General features: G+C 53.4%; 16 protein-coding genes. 11 read left to right on the plus strand and 5 right to left on the minus strand.

The features are described 5' to 3' along the window. Nucleotides 1-74: 74 nt before the first annotated feature. From IPK30_09045 to IPK30_09070, 6 genes are read left to right on the plus strand one after another with little or no spacing between them, the layout of a single operon-like run. Nucleotides 75-1,493 (plus strand): c-type cytochrome, encoded by a 1,419-nt coding sequence (locus tag IPK30_09045; GenBank protein ID MBK8103413.1) that lies wholly within the window; start codon nucleotides 75-77, stop codon nucleotides 1,491-1,493. Further along, nucleotides 1,490-2,542, plus strand: a complete 1,053-nt coding sequence (locus IPK30_09050; GenBank protein MBK8103414.1) for an imelysin family protein — start codon at nucleotides 1,490-1,492, stop codon at nucleotides 2,540-2,542. Before IPK30_09045 ends, IPK30_09050 begins: the two co-directional genes overlap by 4 nt. Continuing rightward, the gene (locus tag IPK30_09055) at nucleotides 2,532-3,683 is read left to right on the plus strand and encodes a DUF1513 domain-containing protein (GenBank protein MBK8103415.1); all 1,152 of its coding nucleotides are present in this window, start codon (nucleotides 2,532-2,534) and stop codon (nucleotides 3,681-3,683) included. The genes IPK30_09050 and IPK30_09055 overlap by 11 nt, the downstream gene beginning before the upstream one ends. Nucleotides 3,684-3,694: 11 nt before the next feature. Beyond that, the gene (locus tag IPK30_09060) at nucleotides 3,695-4,753 is read left to right on the plus strand and encodes a Fe(3+) ABC transporter substrate-binding protein (GenBank protein ID MBK8103416.1); all 1,059 of its coding nucleotides are present in this window, start codon (nucleotides 3,695-3,697) and stop codon (nucleotides 4,751-4,753) included. 3 nt (nucleotides 4,754-4,756) lie between these two features. After that, nucleotides 4,757-6,346 (plus strand): iron ABC transporter permease, encoded by a 1,590-nt coding sequence (locus tag IPK30_09065; GenBank protein ID MBK8103417.1) that lies wholly within the window; start codon nucleotides 4,757-4,759, stop codon nucleotides 6,344-6,346. Further along, nucleotides 6,339-7,400, plus strand: coding sequence for an ABC transporter ATP-binding protein (locus IPK30_09070; GenBank protein MBK8103418.1), 1,062 nt, complete (start codon nucleotides 6,339-6,341; stop codon nucleotides 7,398-7,400). The genes IPK30_09065 and IPK30_09070 overlap by 8 nt, the downstream gene beginning before the upstream one ends. Nucleotides 7,401-7,403: 3 nt before the next feature. Here IPK30_09070 and IPK30_09075 read toward each other — a convergent pair whose 3' ends face one another. Beyond that, a complete protein-coding gene (locus tag IPK30_09075; protein MBK8103419.1) occupies nucleotides 7,404-8,270 on the minus strand; it encodes a LysR family transcriptional regulator in 867 nt (288 codons plus the stop codon). A 28-nt stretch (nucleotides 8,271-8,298) separates the two neighbouring features. Next, complete coding sequence (gene ahpF, locus IPK30_09080) at nucleotides 8,299-9,843, minus strand: alkyl hydroperoxide reductase subunit F (protein MBK8103420.1); 1,545 nt, start codon at nucleotides 9,841-9,843, stop codon at nucleotides 8,299-8,301. 112 nt (nucleotides 9,844-9,955) lie between these two features. Between ahpF and IPK30_09085 the strand changes: the two genes are divergently transcribed. The 4 genes from IPK30_09085 (at nucleotide 9,956) to IPK30_09100 (ending at nucleotide 14,873) form a co-directional block, all read left to right on the plus strand. Next, complete coding sequence (locus tag IPK30_09085) at nucleotides 9,956-10,267, plus strand: hypothetical protein (protein MBK8103421.1); 312 nt, start codon at nucleotides 9,956-9,958, stop codon at nucleotides 10,265-10,267. A 19-nt stretch (nucleotides 10,268-10,286) separates the two neighbouring features. Beyond that, the gene (locus IPK30_09090; GenBank protein MBK8103422.1) at nucleotides 10,287-10,586 is read left to right on the plus strand and encodes a hypothetical protein; all 300 of its coding nucleotides are present in this window, start codon (nucleotides 10,287-10,289) and stop codon (nucleotides 10,584-10,586) included. A gap of 26 nt (nucleotides 10,587-10,612) precedes the next feature. Continuing rightward, nucleotides 10,613-13,183 (plus strand): FG-GAP repeat protein, encoded by a 2,571-nt coding sequence (locus IPK30_09095; GenBank protein MBK8103423.1) that lies wholly within the window; start codon nucleotides 10,613-10,615, stop codon nucleotides 13,181-13,183. 76 nt (nucleotides 13,184-13,259) lie between these two features. Next, on the plus strand, nucleotides 13,260-14,873 hold the full coding sequence (locus IPK30_09100) for a hypothetical protein (protein ID MBK8103424.1): 1,614 nt from the start codon (nucleotides 13,260-13,262) through the stop codon (nucleotides 14,871-14,873). A gap of 76 nt (nucleotides 14,874-14,949) precedes the next feature. Here the strand turns inward: IPK30_09100 and ahpC are convergent, their stop codons facing one another. From ahpC to IPK30_09115, 3 genes are all read right to left on the minus strand, one after another. Further along, nucleotides 14,950-15,516, minus strand: a complete 567-nt coding sequence (gene ahpC / locus IPK30_09105; GenBank protein MBK8103425.1) for a peroxiredoxin — start codon at nucleotides 15,514-15,516, stop codon at nucleotides 14,950-14,952. A gap of 98 nt (nucleotides 15,517-15,614) precedes the next feature. Then, nucleotides 15,615-16,571, minus strand: a complete 957-nt coding sequence (locus IPK30_09110; GenBank protein ID MBK8103426.1) for an AI-2E family transporter — start codon at nucleotides 16,569-16,571, stop codon at nucleotides 15,615-15,617. Next, entirely contained in the window at nucleotides 16,537-16,788 is a 252-nt protein-coding gene (locus IPK30_09115) for a hypothetical protein (GenBank protein MBK8103427.1), read from the minus strand. The genes IPK30_09110 and IPK30_09115 overlap by 35 nt, the downstream gene beginning before the upstream one ends. Here IPK30_09115 and IPK30_09120 point away from each other — a divergent pair. After that, the gene (locus IPK30_09120; GenBank protein MBK8103428.1) at nucleotides 16,779-17,405 is read left to right on the plus strand and encodes a dUTP diphosphatase; all 627 of its coding nucleotides are present in this window, start codon (nucleotides 16,779-16,781) and stop codon (nucleotides 17,403-17,405) included. The genes IPK30_09115 and IPK30_09120 overlap by 10 nt on opposite strands. The last annotated feature ends 2 nt before the right edge of the window (nucleotides 17,406-17,407 follow it).

The raw sequence follows: 17,407 nt of genomic DNA on the forward strand, positions 1-17,407 counted from the left end.
GTTTTCTGATTGTTGTAACTGAAAGTAGAGGTGTAGGTTTCCTGATGTTGTCGCGTTTGTTTTCAGTTACCCGTATGCGTTCCGTCGCAATCTTATCTCTGCTGTTGTGGGCTTCCGCACCGGCACAGGCAGAAACAGCGCCTGTGTCACCGCCCGTTGGCGATCCAACACGCCCTGGCGGAGCCGCAACCACTTTTGAGGCAAGTGCAAACGCGTATTCACTGCCGTCGGCGAACTTGCCACCTTCGCGCCGTGTGGACTTCAGCGTCGGCAACAGCTTCTTCCGCAATCCTTGGGTGGCGGCACCATCGTCAACTACAGCGCGCGATGGTTTGGGTTCTTTGTTCAACACCAACGCCTGTCAGAACTGTCACATCAAAGATGGGCGCGGTCATCCGCCAGACGCGAATGCCGTCAACGCGGTTTCTATGCTGGTGCGTCTCTCTGTGCCCTCTAAAGCAGGGCAAGAAGAACAACTGCTGCGCGACGGGGTGATCGGTGATCCTGTTTACGGTGGACAGCTGCAAGATATGGCGAACCCCGGCTTCAAGCCAGAAGGGCGCGTGCGCGTTACTTATAGCGAACAGCCAGTGAAATTGGCGGATGGCACAACGGTCAATTTGCGCAAACCCACACTGCAAATTTCTGAGCTTGCCTATGGTCCTATGGATCCTCAGGTGATGATGTCGGCGCGTGTGGCACCGCCGATGATTGGCTTGGGTTTGCTGGAGGCCATTAGCGACAGCGACTTGCTCGCCCATGAAGATCCGGATGACAAAAATCACGATGGTATTTCCGGTCGCGCCAATCGCGTGTGGAACAGCGAGCTGCAAAAAACTGTGCTGGGGCGCTTTGGTTGGAAAGCAGGTAAATCCACTTTGAATCAACAAAACGCCGGCGCGTTTGCCGGTGATATGGGGCTGACTTCGTTCGCGAATCAAGCGGATGATTGCACGACACATCAAAAAGATTGCCTGCAAGCTGCCAATGGCAATGACAAAGAAGGCACAGAAGTCAGCCGTAAAATTTTGGCGCAGGTGTTGTTTTACTCGCGCAATCTCGGCGTGCCAGGGCGGCGCAATTTGGGTGATCCTGTTGTCGCTCAAGGTGAAAAATTGTTTGCGGATGCAGGTTGCCAAAGTTGCCACACACCGTCGTTTACCACGCGCGCAGATGCAGCAGAACCTGAGCTGGCGAATCAAATTATTTATCCCTACACCGATTTGCTGTTGCATGACATGGGCGAGGGTTTAGCGGATCAGCGCCCCGAGTTTCTTGCTAGCGGCACGGAGTGGCGCACGCCGCCGCTGTGGGGTTTGGGCATGACGCAAACCGTCAATGGACACACACAGTTTTTGCACGATGGTCGTGCGCGCAATGTGTTGGAAGCGATACTTTGGCACGGCGGTGAAGCCGAGAAATCGAAGCAGGCGGTAATGCAAATGAATGCAGAAGAACGCGCGGCGTTGGTGCAGTTTGTGGAGTCGTTATGAAGCTATTTCGCGTTTTGGCAACACCTTGTTTTGCGTTGTTGTTCGGCGTAAATGCTGTGTTAGCCGCGAGTCCAGAACAGCAAGCTGTCGAGCACTTGGTCAACGATATTGCGCTTCCAGCCTACACAAACTGGCAGCACACCAACCAAGCTTTTCATACAACGAGCGAGCAATTCTGTGCCGGTAAAGCAGAGTTGGCGACGGTGCGTGCCCAGTGGTTGGCGGCGCAACACGCGTGGCTAGCACTGCAACCTGTGTTGGTGCCACCTAGCCCGGCGGATCATCTCGGTTTACAGATTCAATTCTGGCCAGACAAACGCAATCTCGCCGCCAAACAGACGGAGGAACTGCTGCAAAAAAATACGGCGATTACGATCGAGAGTTTGACGGTGGGCAGCGTAGCCGTGCGCGGCCTCAGCGCTAGCGAATACATGTTGTTTGATCGTGAGCGCAATCTGGCAGATTCCGCTCAGCGCGCACGCTATTGCCCGTTATTGCAGGCCAATACGGCCTACCAGTTGGCGCAGTCATCGCGCGCATTACAAGTTTGGCAGCAGTTTGCTGCGCTATTGCTGCAAACGCCCAATGCGCGTTACGCCGATGCGGCGGGGCCATTGTCTGAATTGCTGCGCGCGCAAGTAACCGCCTTCAATGTGATGCACAAAAAATTGGGTGTGGCGACAGGGCTGTCTGGTACAGGCTCGCCGCAGCCGTACCAAGCCGAAGCATGGCGAGCGGGTGACACCTTGGGCAGTTTGCAGGCAGGGGTGGTGGCCAGTCAGGCGCTGTGGACTGGCAGTGGTTGGCGCGCCTTGGTGCATAGCAAACAGCCCGCACTGGCGCAAAAAATTGACGAAACCTATGCCACCCTGCAAGCACAGTTGGTTCCGCTGCAAGTGCCACTTGAGCGTTTGCTCGCAACGGAGGCGGGTAAACAACAACTCAAACAGTTGTTTGAACAGTTGAACACCTTGCGGTTGTTGTACGAAAAGGAAGTTGCTAAGGCCTTGAATGTGCAACTCGGTTTTAATGGCACGGATGGCGATTGAGGTGTCGTACAGCCGCCGCCAGTTTTTGCAGCAAACGCTGCAACTGGGTGCGGCAGCCGCGGTGATGACAGCGGTACCGATGTACGCACTGGCCGAGCGGTCGTCCTGTTTGCTGTCCGCGCGTTCGGATGCAGCAGGGCAGCATTTTTGTGCGGGATACACAGAAAATGGCACACAGGTTTTTCAAACGCCCGTGCCACAGCGTTGCCACGATATTGCACCACACCCATTTTTGCCCTGCGTGGCTTTTGTAGCGCGTCGCCCCGGTACACAGGTCTACTTGCTGGATAGCCGCGACGGACGCATTGTGCACACACTGAATGCGCGCGCGCAGCGCCATTTTTACGGCCACGGTTTGTTTGCCAAAGACGGCAGCCGTTTGTATCTCGTGGAAAACGATACGCGACAAGCGGGGCGCGGTGTGGTTGGTGTGTATCGTCTGCAACAAGAGCAACTGGTATTCGAACGCGAATTTGCCACACACGGTATTGAGCCGCACCAGTTCGCTTGGCTGCCGGATCACAGCGGCTTTGCCATCGCCAACGGTGGCGTACGCACGGAGGCAAACAGCCGCGAGGCGATGAGTGATGTGGTGGAATCTAGCCTCACGGTGGTGAACATCGACGGCAGCCTGCGCAGTCGCGACACGCTGACAGACCCGCGTGCCAGCATTCGCCATGTTGCTGTGGCGCAAGATGGCACGCTGGTGACAGGGCAGCAGTACATTTTTGCGCAGGGCAACACACTGGATGACGGTTATGAACCGGCGCACGGTGGTTCGCTGATCGCCGTCAAACGCCCGCAACAAACCCTGCAATTGTTTCCGTTGGCCGCCGCGCAGATGGACGGCGTGAATTACTACAGCGCCAGTATCACGGTGCACAACGGTTTGCGCTGGTTGGCGGCTTCGGCCCCGCGCGGCAATCGCTTACAAATTTGGCACCTCGACAGCGCAGTGAATCTGTTGGATTACACCTTGCCGGACTGCGCGGGTATTGTCGCCGTTGACGATGGGTTTATTGCCACTTCCGGCCAGCAATCCTGCTTTCATGCGCGCAGCGCCGATAACACTGTAGCGATGCAGCGCTTAGCCTTGCCTGCTGGCGGCTGGGACAACCATTTGTCTATTACTTATTTTTGAAGGAGGAGTTGATGAGCTATCCACTGTATTGGTCAAAGCGCCTTGTCGTTGCCGCTCTTTTGGCTGGACTGGTTGCTTGCGATAAACCGACAGCACCGGCTACAACGACCGCGCCCACGCCAGCCGCTACAGCGGAAGTGGTGGTGTATTCCACGCGCAATGAGCAGCTGATCAAACCCGTGTTTGATGCCTACACCCAGCAGACAGGTGTGAAAGTGACTTTTGTCACCGACAAAGAAGGGCCGCTGTTGGAGCGTTTGAAGCAGGAAGGGCAGAACACGCAGGCGGATGTGTTGCTGACGGTGGATGCCGGCAGCCTGTGGCAGGCAGCCCAGCAGGGCGTGTTGCAGCCGGTGGAGTCGGCGGTGCTGCAGAAAAATGTTGCCGAGCATTTGCGCGACCCTGGCAAGCGTTGGTTTGGTTTGTCGGCGCGCGCGCGCAGCATTTTCTACAACCCGAATTTGGTGAAGCCGGAAGAGCTGTCTACCTATCAAGCGCTGGCAGACGACAAATGGGCGGGCAAACTGTGTTTGCGCACTTCGAAAAAAGTCTATAACCAATCCCTCGTGGCGATGATGATTGCCGCCAATGGCGAAGCTGCCACCGAAGCCATGGTGCGCGGTTGGGTAGAAAACTTGGCCGTAGCGCCGTTTGCGGATGACACCAAACTGCTCGAAGCCATTGCCGCTGGCGAGTGTGCCGTGGGTATTGCCAACACCTACTACTTTGGGCGCTTGCTGAAAGTGAAGCCGGATATCGCTGTGAAAGTGTTCTGGCCCAACCAAGGTGAAGGTCAAGACGGCGTGCATGTGAATGTGTCGGGTGCTGGTGTCACCACTCATGCCAAACACCGCGACGAGGCAGTGAAGCTGATCGAGTGGCTGTCCTCCACACAGGCGCAGAATTTGTTTGCCGACGCGAACATGGAATATCCCGTCAATTGGGATGTGAAGCCGGCGCCTATTGTCTCGTCGTGGGGTGATTTCAAGCCGAGCATGACTAACATCAGCAAAGCCGGTGAGCTGCAAGCGCAGGCCGTGCAGCTGATGGATCGCGCTGGTTATCAATAAGCGATGTTCCCACTGCGGCTAGCTGTCTGGTGTGTGGCAGCACTGTCAGCACTGCCGCTGCTGGTGGTGCTGTCGTCGTTTGCGCATCCAGAAGCCGCCATCTGGCAGCATCTGGTGGCCTATGTGCTGCCGCAGGTATTGCTGAATACGCTGCTGCTGTGTGGCGGTGTGTTGGCGGGTGTACTGCTGTTGGGTGTCTCGCTGGCGTGGCTGGTGACTCAGTATCAATTTCCGGGCAGCCGTGTATTTCGCTGGGCGCTGATGCTGCCGCTGGCGGTGCCGGCGTATGTCATGGCCTTTGTGCAGGTGGGGCTGCTGGATTTCACCGGCCCCGTGCAGGAGAGCCTACGCGCAGTTTTCGGCGCTGATCTGCGCCTGCCTGCCGTGCGCAGCCTCGGCGGGGCGGTGCTGGTGTTGTCGCTCAGTTTCTACCCCTATGTGTATTTGCTGGCGCGCAATGCTTTTGCCACGCAGGGCAGTCGCGCACTGGAGGTGGGGCAGTCACTGGGTTTATCGCCGCTGCAAGCACTGTGGCGCGTGGCGCTGCCCTTGGCACGACCGTGGATTGCGGCGGGCTGTCTGCTTGCCATGATGGAAACGCTGGCAGATTTTGGCGCGGTGTATGTGCTCGGCATCGATACTTTCACCACGGCCATTTACAAGGCGTGGTTTGCCCTATTTTCGCTACCTGCCGCCAAGCAGTTGGCTTCGTTATTGATACTGCTGGCATTTGCGTTGATCGCCATCGAACAGTGGCAACGCGGTGCGCGGCGCTATACGCCTGCAGGTCGTGTGGCTGTGCTGCGCAAGCTATCGCGAACACAGGCGTGGTTGGCAGCGGCTGGCTGCGCCTGCGTGCTGCTGGCGGCTTTCATCGTTCCGCTGCTGCAATTGTTGCGTTGGGCTTGGCTGGCGGTGTCTACGGATTTGGACAGCCGCTACCTCGATTTCGTCGGTCACTCACTGCTGCTGGCGGTGTTAGCGGCGCTGGTGGTGGTGGCCGTGGCGTTGTTGCTGGGGTATGCGCGCCATGTGCTGCCGCAGCGCAGCACCGTGTTGGCAACGCAGATTGCCACTGTCGGCTATGCCATTCCCGGCACCGTGCTAGCGGTGGGGGTGTTTATTCCGGTGGCGTGGTTGGATAACCAGCTCATCGCGCTGACAGGCTTACAGCAGACGGCGGTGTTGAAAGGCTCAGTTGTGGTGTTGTTGCTGGCGCTGGCCTGCCGCTTTCTCTCGGTGGGTTTGTCGCCCGTGGCTAGTGCATTTCAGCGCATTACTGCGTCACAGATCATGGCGGCGCGTTCGCTCGGCGTGCATGGATTTGCTTTGCTACAGCGGGTTTATTTGCCTCTGTTGCGCGGCGGTCTCACCACCGGATTACTGTTGGTGGTGATTGATGTGTTGAAGGAGATGCCGATCACCTTGATGATGCGGCCTTTCGGCTGGGACACACTCGCGGTGCGTATCTTTGAAATGACATCGGAAGGTGAATGGCAGCGTGCAGCATTGCCGGCGGTATTGCTGGTTGTGGCGGGGTTGCTGCCGGTGCTCATTCTCGACCGCACAGGAGATTCCGCGTTACATGAATAATGGGCAGGCAGAGCCTTGGTTGGCTATTGAAAATCTTACAGTGCGCTACGGGACACACAGCGTTCTGGATGCTGTTTCGTTGGTATTGGCGACCGGTGAAATCGGTTGCTTGCTCGGCGGTTCTGGCACCGGCAAATCGACTTTATTGCGTGCCGTGGCGGGGTTTGAAACACCCGTGAATGGACGCATTGCGCTGGCGGGTCGCACGCTCAGTGGGGATGGCGCTGCCGTGCCCGCGCATCAGCGCGGTGTCGGCATGGTGTTTCAAGATCACGCCCTGTTTCCGCATCTCACCGTTACCGACAACATCGCCTTTGGTTTGCGCAAGGCATCAGCCACGCAGCGACAGCAGCGCGTTGCAGAGCTGTTGGTGATGATCGAACTCAGCGATCTGGCGCAGCGCTTTCCACACGAATTGTCTGGCGGGCAGCAGCAGCGCGTGGCGCTGGCGCGCGCTTTGGCGCCACAGCCTGCGCTGGTGTTGCTCGACGAACCTTTTGCGAGTTTGGATACTGAGTTGCGTCAGCGTTTGGCAATGGATGTGCGCGCTCTGTTGAAAAGCAGCAACACGGCCGCGTTATTGGTGACGCACGATCAGCAGGAAGCTTTTGCGATGGCGGATAAGGTGGGTTTGCTGGCAGAGGGATGCCTGCAGCAGTGGGATACGCCGTACGCCCTGTACCACGAACCCGCTAATCGCGCGGTGGCTGAGTTTGTCGGTGAAGGCGTGTTGTTGCCGGCAGCCGTGTTGAGCGAGCGCTGCTTGCGGATGCCGCTCGGCGAATTTTGCAGCTTGCATAACTTGCCGGTTGTCGAGGGTTGTGTGCTCGATGTCTTAGTGCGCCCCGATGATGTGGTGCACGATGATGCCAGTCCTGTGCGAGCGCAATTGCTGCGCAAGCAGTTTCGCGGTGCTGATTTTTTGTGCGCGTTGCAATTAGATGATGGCAGCGAAGTGCTGTCATTGATACCAAGTCACCATAATCATGCTATCGGTGAATACATCGGCATCCGCGTGGAATTTGATCATTTGATTACTTTTCCACGCACCTGATATTCAACGCAACAACGCAGCCAATTTCTCAATCACGGCGGTGCGTACGCTGGTTTTGCGCCACACCAAACCGATGGTGCGATACGGTGCCGGTTTTTTAAAAGGGATGTAACAAATATCGCGCTCGTCGGGCTGTATGGCGATGTGCGGCATAAAAGTAATACCCGTTCCAGCTTTCACCATTTGGCGCAGCGTTTCTAAACTGGTGGCGCGAAAATCCTGTTCTTCTTCCGAGCCGACCAATTGGCACACCGCCAACGCTTGATCGCGCAAGCAATGCCCCTCTTCCAATAGCAATAATTTCTCGCTACCAATATCGGCTTGTGCAACCTGTTTTTTTTGGGCCAGCGCGTGTGTAGGCGGCGTGGCGAGCAAAAACTCATCGTCAAACAAGGCGCGCACTTCCAGTTGCTCATCGTGAATAGGTAGAGCCAAGAATGCCGCATCCAACTCGCCGCGTTTTAATCGCTCCAGTAACTGCTGCGTTTTTTCTTCAATCAATACCAATTTTAATTGTGGAAGCGCGGCAGTAATTTTGGGAACCAAGCTGGGGAAAATATAGGTGGACAGCGTGGGAAAAGCGCCGAGACGAAATTTTCCCGCCAGAGGGTCTTTGGAACTTTTCGCCACATCGTGCATGGTATCGACTTGATGCAACACCTTGCGCGCCAATGCGACAATTTGCTCGCCCGTTTCGGTGGGGATCACGCGTTTGTTGTTGCGCTCAAACAGCGTGATGCCCAGCGTTTCTTCCAGTTTGCGAATTTGATTCGACAGCGTCGGCTGGCTGACAAAACATTTGTCAGCTGCCTGACTGAAATTGCGCACATCGGCCACTGCTACCAAGTATTGCAAATCGCGCAAGTTCATCGCTGTGCTCCTTTTTTACAAAATTAGTTTACTGGCGAATCATGTGATCAAACGCACCTAGCGCCGCTGTGGCACCCGCTCCCATCGCAATAATGATTTGCTTGAACGGCACCGTGGTCGCATCACCGGCAGCAAACACGCCAGGCATATTGGTGGCGCCGCGTGTGTCGATTTCAATTTCACCGCGCGGGCTGAGTGCAATGGTATCTTTCAGCCAATCGGTGTTCGGCACTAAACCAATCTGCACAAAAATACCTTCCAGATCGACAGTGTGTGTGTCACCGCTGTGGCGATCTTTGTAGGTCAAGCCGTTCACTTTGTTGCCATCGCCTATCACTTCTGTAGTTTGCGCAGAAGTGATAACGGTGACATTCGGCAAGCTGGCGAGTTTTTTCTGCAACACCGCATCGGCGCGCAACTGTGCATCAAATTCCAACACCGTGACATGTGCCACGATGCCCGCCAAATCAATCGCCGCTTCAATGCCGGAATTACCGCCACCGATCACTGCTACGCGTTTGCCTTTGAACAGTGGGCCATCGCAGTGCGGGCAGTAGGCTACGCCGCGCCCACGGTATTCTTTTTCACCTGGCACATTCATTTCGCGCCAACGCGCACCTGTGGCAAGCACCACCGTTTTACTTTTTACCGATGCGCCGCTGGCGAGCTCAATTTCTATCATGCCATTGCTGCTTTTTAATGCGGAAGCGCGTTGTAAATTCATGATGTCCACATCGTAAGCGCGCACATGTTGTTCTAAGGCGGCAGCCATTTTTGGGCCTTCGGTTTCTGGCACAGAAATAAAGTTTTCGATGGCCATGGTGTCCAATACCTGTCCACCAAAACGCTCCGACACCACGCCCGTGCGTATGCCTTTGCGCGCCGCGTAAATGGCAGCTGCTGCACCGGCAGGGCCGCCGCCGACGATCAACATATCAAACGCTTCTTTCGCAGCAATTTTTTCTGCGGCTTTGGCAGCGCTGTTTGCGTCGAGCTTGGCCAACATTTCATCCAATTCGATGCGCCCCTGTCCGAATTGTTCGCCGTTTAAAAACACAGTCGGTACGGCCATGATTTGGCGATTGTTTACTTCGTCTTGAAACAACGCACCGTCGATCATCGTGTGCTTAATACGCGGGTTCAGCACCGCCATGATGTTGAGTGCTTGCACCACTTCTGGGCAGATCTGGCAGCTCAGTGAGATGTAAGTTTCAAACTCGGCATCCATATCCAACGCAGTAATTTGCGCGATCTGCTCGTCGCTGATTTTGGGTGCGCGACCACCGGTTTGCAGCAGGGCGAGAATCAAGGAGGTGAACTCATGGCCGAGCGGAATGCCGGCAAAGCGTATGCGCGGTGCTTCGCCAGGGCGTGCAACGCTGAAGGAAGGTGCGCGCTGCTGGCTATCGTCTTCGCGGAAGCTGATCTTGTCAGAGAGCGCCGCAATCTGTTGCAGCAAATCACGCATCTCTAACGAAGCGTTGCTGGCGTCGGGCGCCATTACTAGTTCAATGGGGTTCTCCAACAGGGCGATGTACTGCTCCAATTGAGCTTTGATGTTGGTGTCGAGCATGGCTGTGTCCTCCGGTGGTATTCAAGGGTGTTCTTGGATGTGGCCACTGTACGGGCTAACTGTAGATTTTCAAAATGGATTGTTTTTATTGATTCAATAGCTGAAGGCTATTATGCCAAAAGATAAATTTGTGAGGCAGGTAGTAGAAGATGGCGGTGCATCGTGGCAGTCTGGCGCTATTCCAAAGGAGGGTGGTGTGATGCCTATGCCAAAAAAAACAGGGATAGCGGTAGGCATGTTAGCCCTTGCCGTGCTGGTGTTTGCTGCTTGGCTGCGCCTGTCACCAGAGTCGGCTGCAGAATCATCACAGGCGGTTTCTTCTGCCGCATCGCATCAAGCATCGAATAGCGTTTCAGCATCCTCCGCAAACTCAGTGCAATCATCTGCTTCGGCAACACCGGCAGCTGCAGGAAACATCTTCTGAGGCTTCTAGCGATGCAGCAATGGTTCGCCCTGAAGATGCCATCGTGGCAGAGCCAGTGGATAACTCTGTTGACGATAACCATGCCGTTACAGATGCGGCAAAACCATCGCCTGAAGTGTTGGCAGGTATTCGTGAAATGAAAAAACCAACAGCGGACGAAGGCAAAGTAACGGTGCACGCCGATGGTTCGCAGTCGGCGTCCCTGGGCAACCGCTACAAATCTGTGCCCGTGGCAACGCGCGACAAAGATGGAAAGTTGCATGTGAATTACCACGGCGAAGAATATATCCAAGAACCAAAACAGAAAGAAAAACACTAACCGTTTAAATTATTTTGGTGTGCATTATGAAAAAGCTATTTCGATCATTCATAGCAACAACCGCAATTTTCTTGGCCGGTATTACTTCTGCGCAAGCGGCGGGCATTGTTTTTATTTTTGGAAATAATGTCACCGCGGAGCGGCAGACCGCGCTGTTGGCGGCAAAAGCAGAAATCGAACAACTGATCAACTTTCGTCAAAATATCAAAGTAAGTGTTTCTTTTGATGATTTGCCTTGTAGCGAATTCAGCGCGGTGTTGGGCAGTGCGGGACCGCAAAATGCGTATCACAGTTTTACTGGGGCGCCACAAAGCAATGTTTGGTATGTGTCGGCACAAGCAGCCGATATTGGTTCTGCCAGTGCTATGGCTGAGTCCAGCCACATCCAAGGACAGTTTAATAATCGCCTCGGACAAAGCGGTTGTTTGACAGGTACAACTTGGTATTTCGGTACGGATCATAACCCCGGCTCGAATCAAGTGGATTTTTTGGGAACTGCTGTGCATGAAATGATGCACGGTTTAGGTTTTCTTTCTTTTATCGGCAGCAATGGTGTATTTAGCAGTGGGCTGATTGATAACTACAGCTCGTTTTTGATGGATGCCAGCACGGGAAAAAGTTGGAAAACTATGACCAACGGCGAACGCGCAGCCTCAATTGTGAGCGACGGTGATCTGGTGTGGACAGGTGCTAAAACATCGGCCATGAGCAGTTTGTTATCAGCAGGTGTGAATGCAGGTCGAGTGCAATTGTTCGCGCCATCGTCTTATCAAGGTGGTTCATCCACGAGTCATTTTGATGATGCGGTGCATTACGACTCTGATGCTGACGAAGTAATGGAGCATCAATACGAATTTCCCAATGAAAGCGTGATGGCATCCGCCGCATTTTGTGACATGGGTTGGTTGTTGCTGCGTGATACTGACGGCGATGGTATTGATGACTGCCAAGACGATGAGCCGCTATCTCCACCGCCGCCGGATACCGATGGCGATGGTGTGAGCGATAACTTGGATGCGTTTCCTAATAACGATGCCGCCGCTGTAGACAGTGACGGCGACAGCATGCCCGATGCGTGGTTGCCAGGAAATCCTTACGGCTGTACGCCCAACGCCGCCACTTGCAACGGTTTAACTTTGGATACGGATAGCGACAATGATGGTGTGGCAGATACAACGGATAATTGCCCGTTAATCGCCAATGCTGATCAAAAAGATTACAACAGCAACGGCCAAGGTGATGCTTGTGATCCGATGCCCATGCCGAATGTCGATGGTCTAGTCACAAAAGATAAAACGGGTACGGTGGTTGCGTTTGCCGGTGATTTTGATGGTGATGGTTATGGCGATTTCGTTGTCGGCACTCCCGGACATGATGTTCCGGCATCACCGCCACTCAAAGCCATTTCTAGCGCGGGCAAAGTAGAAATTATTTCTGGCGCAACAGAGCTGCCGATTTTTCCGTTGACTGGCAGTGTGGCGAAAGATGGTTTTGGTACAGCGGTCGCTGGTAATGCCGATGTAAACGGTGACGGTATTGCAGATGTGGTGGTGGGTGCACCGCTGGCCGATGATGTGGATAACGGTTTAAAAAATGTCGGCATGATCAGCGTTATTTACGGCTGCACTGCGCCGTGCACGGTGCAACATGAAGAGCGTTACGGCACAGAAACCAATGCTATGTTTGGTGCGGCAGTTGCCTTGGGTGATTTTAATGACGATGGCAATGCAGATGTCGCAGTGGGTATTCCCAAAGCGGTGAACGCGCAGGGTGTGAAACCGCTCAAACAAGCGGGCGAAGTGAAAGTGCTGTCGGGTAGTAATTTGGATGCTGTGCCACTGTTAGATGTGTACGGTGAAACCGCCAATGCGCGCGCAGGAACGGCGCTAGCCATGGGCGTTTGGGATACCAACCCTGGTGATGAATTGATGGTGGGCGCACCGAATGATGACGACACAGATGACGGTTTAACCGATGCAGGCAGCGTGCGTGTTTATTCACTGAGTAACGGCACCACGGCAGATTTTTTTGAATACGGCACAGCCGCTAAAGACTATTTTGGTGCGGCCATTGCAGCGGGTGCAGATGTGGACGGTGATGGCCTCAAGGATTGGGTGGTTGGCATGCCGGGTGCAGATGTTTTTGTTAATGGCGTGAAAAAGAAAAACGCGGGCAGTATTCGCATTTTTAGGGGCAGCATAATTAGCCTCCACCCAGAACTGGATCCGCTGCTGGGCGCGGCGACAAACGAAGGCTTGGGTTCTGCACTGGCGTTAGGGGATGTGAACGATAACGGTTTTGCCGACATCGTGGCCGGCACGCCCAAAGCGGCCAACCCTACCGCTGTGCCCAAAGCGATAGCGGCTACCGGCAGAGTGCGTATTTATTTTATGGATGGCAGTTCTTTTCAGGTATTGGGCGAGTCCTTGTACGGTGTGAAAAAAGGTGATTTGTTTGGTGCCTCCGTGAGTGCAGGTGATATTGATGGCGATGGCAAGGCTGACTTGATCATCGGCATCCCAGGTAAAGATGTGCAGAGCGTGAAATTACAAAAAGATGCGGGCGGTGTAACCGTGATCAGCGGAGCAGATTTGTAGTGGCAGTATTGTAGTAAAAGTGTTGTAGCGAGTGCGTTGTTGTATGTTTCTATTAACCAAAAAAAGGAATGAAAAAATGAAAACATTTCAAAAAAATCTGTTGGCTTTTTCTGTGAGTGTTGCCGCTGCTGGCTTTGGCTCGCAGGCTTTGGCAGCTACTACCACATTGGTCAGCATCACACCGCAGAAAATTGTGGGGAATGCGTTGAGTCGCAATGTCAGTTTGTCCAAAAGTGGCGCGCAGTGTGCTTTTGAGTCGGATGCCACCAATCTCACCCTGCAGGATGGCAATGTCGATCGCGATATTTTTATGAAAGTTGGGTCAAAAATTACGCGCGTCAGCGTCAATAGTTTGGGGCAAGAGGCGACAAACTCCGCTGTCAATTGGTATAGCAGTTCCGACGAGGCGGGTAGTTATAACGGCGAAATTTCGTCAGATGGCAAGTTGGTGGTTTTCCAATCCAATGCCGACAATTTAGATTTGTTGACGCAAGACGCTAACAACGACACCAATAACGATACGGAATCGGATATTTTTGTGCGCGATATTGCGAAAAAGAAAACCTATCGCCTCAGCGGCATCATGGATGGTGCAGATGGCACTTTAACTGCTGGGCAGCTGGATGTATTTAATCAACCAGTTAGCACTACCGATGCGCCGTGGAAAATTATGACGCAGTCCAATGATTGGAGTGGCAATCCGGCAATTGCAGGTACGGCTAAACAGGCGTGGGTAGCGTTTGAGTCTTATGCCACCACCTTGTCGCCTTTTGTAACATCTGGCGATGACCATATTTATGTGGTCGATTTAAAAACGAAAAAGATGGAATTGGTTGATGCCCAGCATGATCTCAGCGGTAACCCCACAGTGGAGGGGAATGACAACAGCTCGAGTGTTGCAATTTCTGCCGATGGGCGCTTTGTGGTGTACGAAAGTGATGCATCCAATTTGGTCGCCAGCCCTGTTACTGCAAATGTCACCGATATTTTTATTTACGATCGTAAACGGTTTAAAACCTATCAGTTGAGCGGTACCTTGACGCCAACGGGAACCAATGGTTTTGTTGTGTCAGCAGAAGGGGATAACGACAGCGCAGCACCGAAAATTGCCGGCGATGGCAAGAGCAAAACTAAGAGCTATATGATTGCTTTTGAATCTCGCGCTACCAATATGGATGTCACTGCAGTGCCTGGTGGTGACGCCGGTGCTGATCGCGATGTGTTTGTGGTGGAATTCGCGGCGATTGATCCCAAAGATGTTAATTCGGATTATGATGTCAATTCTCAGCGCCGTATCAGTTCTCCACTAGATACGCTGGGTGTGCCAACGGGAGAATCTAGACGCGCAGGGAATGGTTCGAATTCCACTAGTCGCGCACCAGTTATTGCGGGAACCAATCTGGCGTACAAAGTGGCATTCTATTCTACGGCTGATAATTTACTGGCAGCAGACCCTGTGAATGCTTACTGGAATGAAGACAGCAATGGCACACAGGATATTTATGTGTTCGATAGCAAAACCAATGCATTTTCGCGCGCCAATGTCGATCCAACGGGTCAGCAAGGCACGGCAACTGCAAATAGCCCGGCTATTTCTGGTGATGGGAAAATGGTTGGCTTTGATACAAACGATAGTTACCTAACGCCCATTTCTTTGGGTGCGGGAACGCAAGTGTATACACGCAAGTAATGCAGTGAATGCTGAACAAAAAAACGCCCCAATATTGGGGCGTTTTTTTTTGGTGCCAAGCTAAGAAAAAAACAGCTTAGATTTTGCCTACCAAATCCAGAGAAGGTTTCAGTGTGGCTTCGCCTTCTTTCCATTTGGCTGGGCAGACTTCGCCGTCGTGTGAAGCAACATATTGTGCAGCTTTTACTTTGCGCAGCAATTCAGTGGCGTCACGGCCAATACCCAAGTCGTGGATTTCGCACACTTTAATCACGCCTTCTGGGTTGATCACGAAAGTGCCGCGCAGTGCGAGACCCGCTTCTTCAATCATCACGCCAAAGTTGCGAGTGATCGCGCCAGTTGGATCGCCGATCATCGGGTATTTGATTTTTTTGATCGTGTCAGAAGCGTCATGCCAGGCTTTGTGTGTGAAGTGTGTGTCGGTAGACACAGAATAAATTTCCACGCCAATTTTTTGGTATTCAGCGTAGGTGTCAGCCAAATCGCCCAGTTCGGTGGGGCAAACAAAGGTGAAGTCTGCAGGGTAGAAGCAGACGACAGACCATTTGCCTTTCAAATCGGCGTCAGTCACTTCAACAAATTTACCGTTGTGAAAAGCAGTCGCTTTGAACGGTTTGATAGCGGTGTTAATCAATGAACTCATAAGGTACTCCTTGTAGAGCGGGTGGTTGGGATTGCCACTATAGGCACAGTGGCAGGCTTTGCAAAATGGATAGTTTTTATGGTTTTGATAGCTATTGGCTATTCTTGAACTTCCGCTGTGGGTGGCGGTTCTACGCCGTGAAGCCACTCTTTGGCCAGCGCATAACCCAGAGCTAGCAAGGTGGGGCCGAGAAACACGCCCAATGCACCGAACTGAATAGCGCCGCCCAAAATACCGAGCATGATGAGGATGAAAGGCAAGTTGCTGTTTTGACCAATCAGCAGAGGCTTGATCACATTGTCAGCCGAGCCGGCAATGCCTGCACAGCACACCACCACAAAAATGGCCATGCCGGTTTGATCGTTTTGATACAGCCAAAACGCTGCAGGCCCCCAAATTAAGAAGGATCCAAACGGAACTAGCGACAAGAGAATGGCCAAAAAAGTCAGGCCGGCGGTGGAGGGAATGCCGGCGATCAACAGGGCGATGCCAACTAAAAACCCCTGTGCCAACGCTGTGCCGAGTATGCCGAACACCACACCTTGTATCGTACCGCCCGCCACAGCCAGCAAGTTTTCAGCGCGACGATTGCCGCCGGAAACGCGGCGTACACCGGCTTGTAGCCACTGCGTGACGGAAGGCAGGCCGGCGTAGAAAAACAGCGACACAAAGCAGCTCAGCACCAACATGCCCACACCTTGCCCGGCTACCGCGCCAAATTTAAGCAGGCCTTTCAAGACCACCATCACGGCGTCGTTCACTTGCTGGCGCACAGCGGGATCACCCAGTACCAGCTTTTCCCACCACTCGTGAATCTTGGGGCCTACCCAGCGCATCTCGACCAGCCATTGCGGTAGGGTGGGCATGCCACCCTGCAAGTGTGAGGTGAGACGGATCACATACTCGCTGGTTACGCCGCCAAAGCTGACGACGGCGTACATTAAGGGCAGCACGATCAAGCCAAAAATAGCGAGTACCAGCAGTGAAGCCGAGAGCCAATTGCGCCCGCCAAGTTTGCTATTAATGAACCAATACACATGGCGGGTAGAAAACAAAAATAGCCGCCCACACCAATGCTGAAGAAAACGGCAACAGGATCATGACGCAGCCAGCCACCAGTAAGCCAAGGGCTATCAGCGTATAAAGTGGTTCTAGCAGACGGCGGTCGTACACGGCAATTTCCTTGCGTTTGAGGGGGTAAAGAGTGTGTTTGTGCCCGCATGTTACCATGCGCTCCGCAGCAGAAAACGAGGCCGATAACGATGCAAGCACAGATTCTTACCATGCTCACTTTGCAAGACAGCATGAACTGCAAAGTACACCCGCAGTGGCGCGAGCAGGGCTACGAGTGGTATCGCGCGATCTGGGTAGAGTGTGCGGAATTGATGGATCACTACGGTTGGAAATGGTGGAAAAAACAGCAGCCCGATGTTGAGCAAGTGCAGTTGGAGTTGATCGATATTTTTCACTTTGGTCTGAGCAGCTTGCTGGCAAAAAATATTCCGGTAGAGCAGTTAAGTGTTGAATTGGAAACCGCGTTGCGTGTGCGTTATGAGAAAAAAGAATTTCGTTTGGCGCTGGAAGATTTCGTGCAGCTTACGCTCAATCAGCGCGGGTTTAATGTAGATGCCTTTGTGCAGTTGATGGCGTCAGCAGAGTTAGGTTTTGATGCGCTGTATCGCGGCTATGTTGGTAAAAATGTACTCAATTTTTTTCGCCAAGATAATGGCTATAAGGATGGTAGCTACATCAAAAATTGGGCGGGTCGTGAAGACAACGAGCACTTGGTGGATCTAATGGCTAGCCTTGATGCGGGTAGCCAAAACTTCAAAGACGATTTGTACGCGGGATTGTCGCAGCGCTACCGTGAGTTGGTTGCTGAAGCGTAGAA

The organism is Cellvibrionales bacterium, from assembly GCA_016713115.1.
Taxonomy (GTDB): domain Bacteria; phylum Pseudomonadota; class Gammaproteobacteria; order Pseudomonadales; family UBA7239; genus UBA7239.

Excerpts from the sequence above, each read along its gene's own strand:
- IPK30_09075 (MBK8103419.1), bottom strand. The coding sequence starts at position 8,270 with ATGAACTTGCGCGATTTGCAATACTTGGTAGCAGTGGCCGATGTGCGC.
- ahpF (MBK8103420.1), bottom strand. The coding sequence starts at position 9,843 with ATGCTCGACACCAACATCAAAGCTCAATTGGAGCAGTACATCGCCCTG.
- IPK30_09045 (MBK8103413.1), top strand. The coding sequence starts at position 75 with ATGCGTTCCGTCGCAATCTTATCTCTGCTGTTGTGGGCTTCCGCACCG.
- IPK30_09095 (MBK8103423.1), top strand. The coding sequence starts at position 10,613 with ATGAAAAAGCTATTTCGATCATTCATAGCAACAACCGCAATTTTCTTG.
- IPK30_09085 (MBK8103421.1), top strand. The coding sequence starts at position 9,956 with ATGCCAAAAGATAAATTTGTGAGGCAGGTAGTAGAAGATGGCGGTGCA.
- IPK30_09065 (MBK8103417.1), top strand. The coding sequence starts at position 4,757 with ATGTTCCCACTGCGGCTAGCTGTCTGGTGTGTGGCAGCACTGTCAGCA.
- ahpC (MBK8103425.1), bottom strand. The coding sequence starts at position 15,516 with ATGAGTTCATTGATTAACACCGCTATCAAACCGTTCAAAGCGACTGCT.
- IPK30_09055 (MBK8103415.1), top strand. The coding sequence starts at position 2,532 with ATGGCGATTGAGGTGTCGTACAGCCGCCGCCAGTTTTTGCAGCAAACG.
- IPK30_09070 (MBK8103418.1), top strand. The coding sequence starts at position 6,339 with ATGAATAATGGGCAGGCAGAGCCTTGGTTGGCTATTGAAAATCTTACA.
- IPK30_09060 (MBK8103416.1), top strand. The coding sequence starts at position 3,695 with ATGAGCTATCCACTGTATTGGTCAAAGCGCCTTGTCGTTGCCGCTCTT.
- IPK30_09100 (MBK8103424.1), top strand. The coding sequence starts at position 13,260 with ATGAAAACATTTCAAAAAAATCTGTTGGCTTTTTCTGTGAGTGTTGCC.
- IPK30_09050 (MBK8103414.1), top strand. The coding sequence starts at position 1,490 with ATGAAGCTATTTCGCGTTTTGGCAACACCTTGTTTTGCGTTGTTGTTC.
- IPK30_09090 (MBK8103422.1), top strand. The coding sequence starts at position 10,287 with ATGGTTCGCCCTGAAGATGCCATCGTGGCAGAGCCAGTGGATAACTCT.
- IPK30_09120 (MBK8103428.1), top strand. The coding sequence starts at position 16,779 with ATGCAAGCACAGATTCTTACCATGCTCACTTTGCAAGACAGCATGAAC.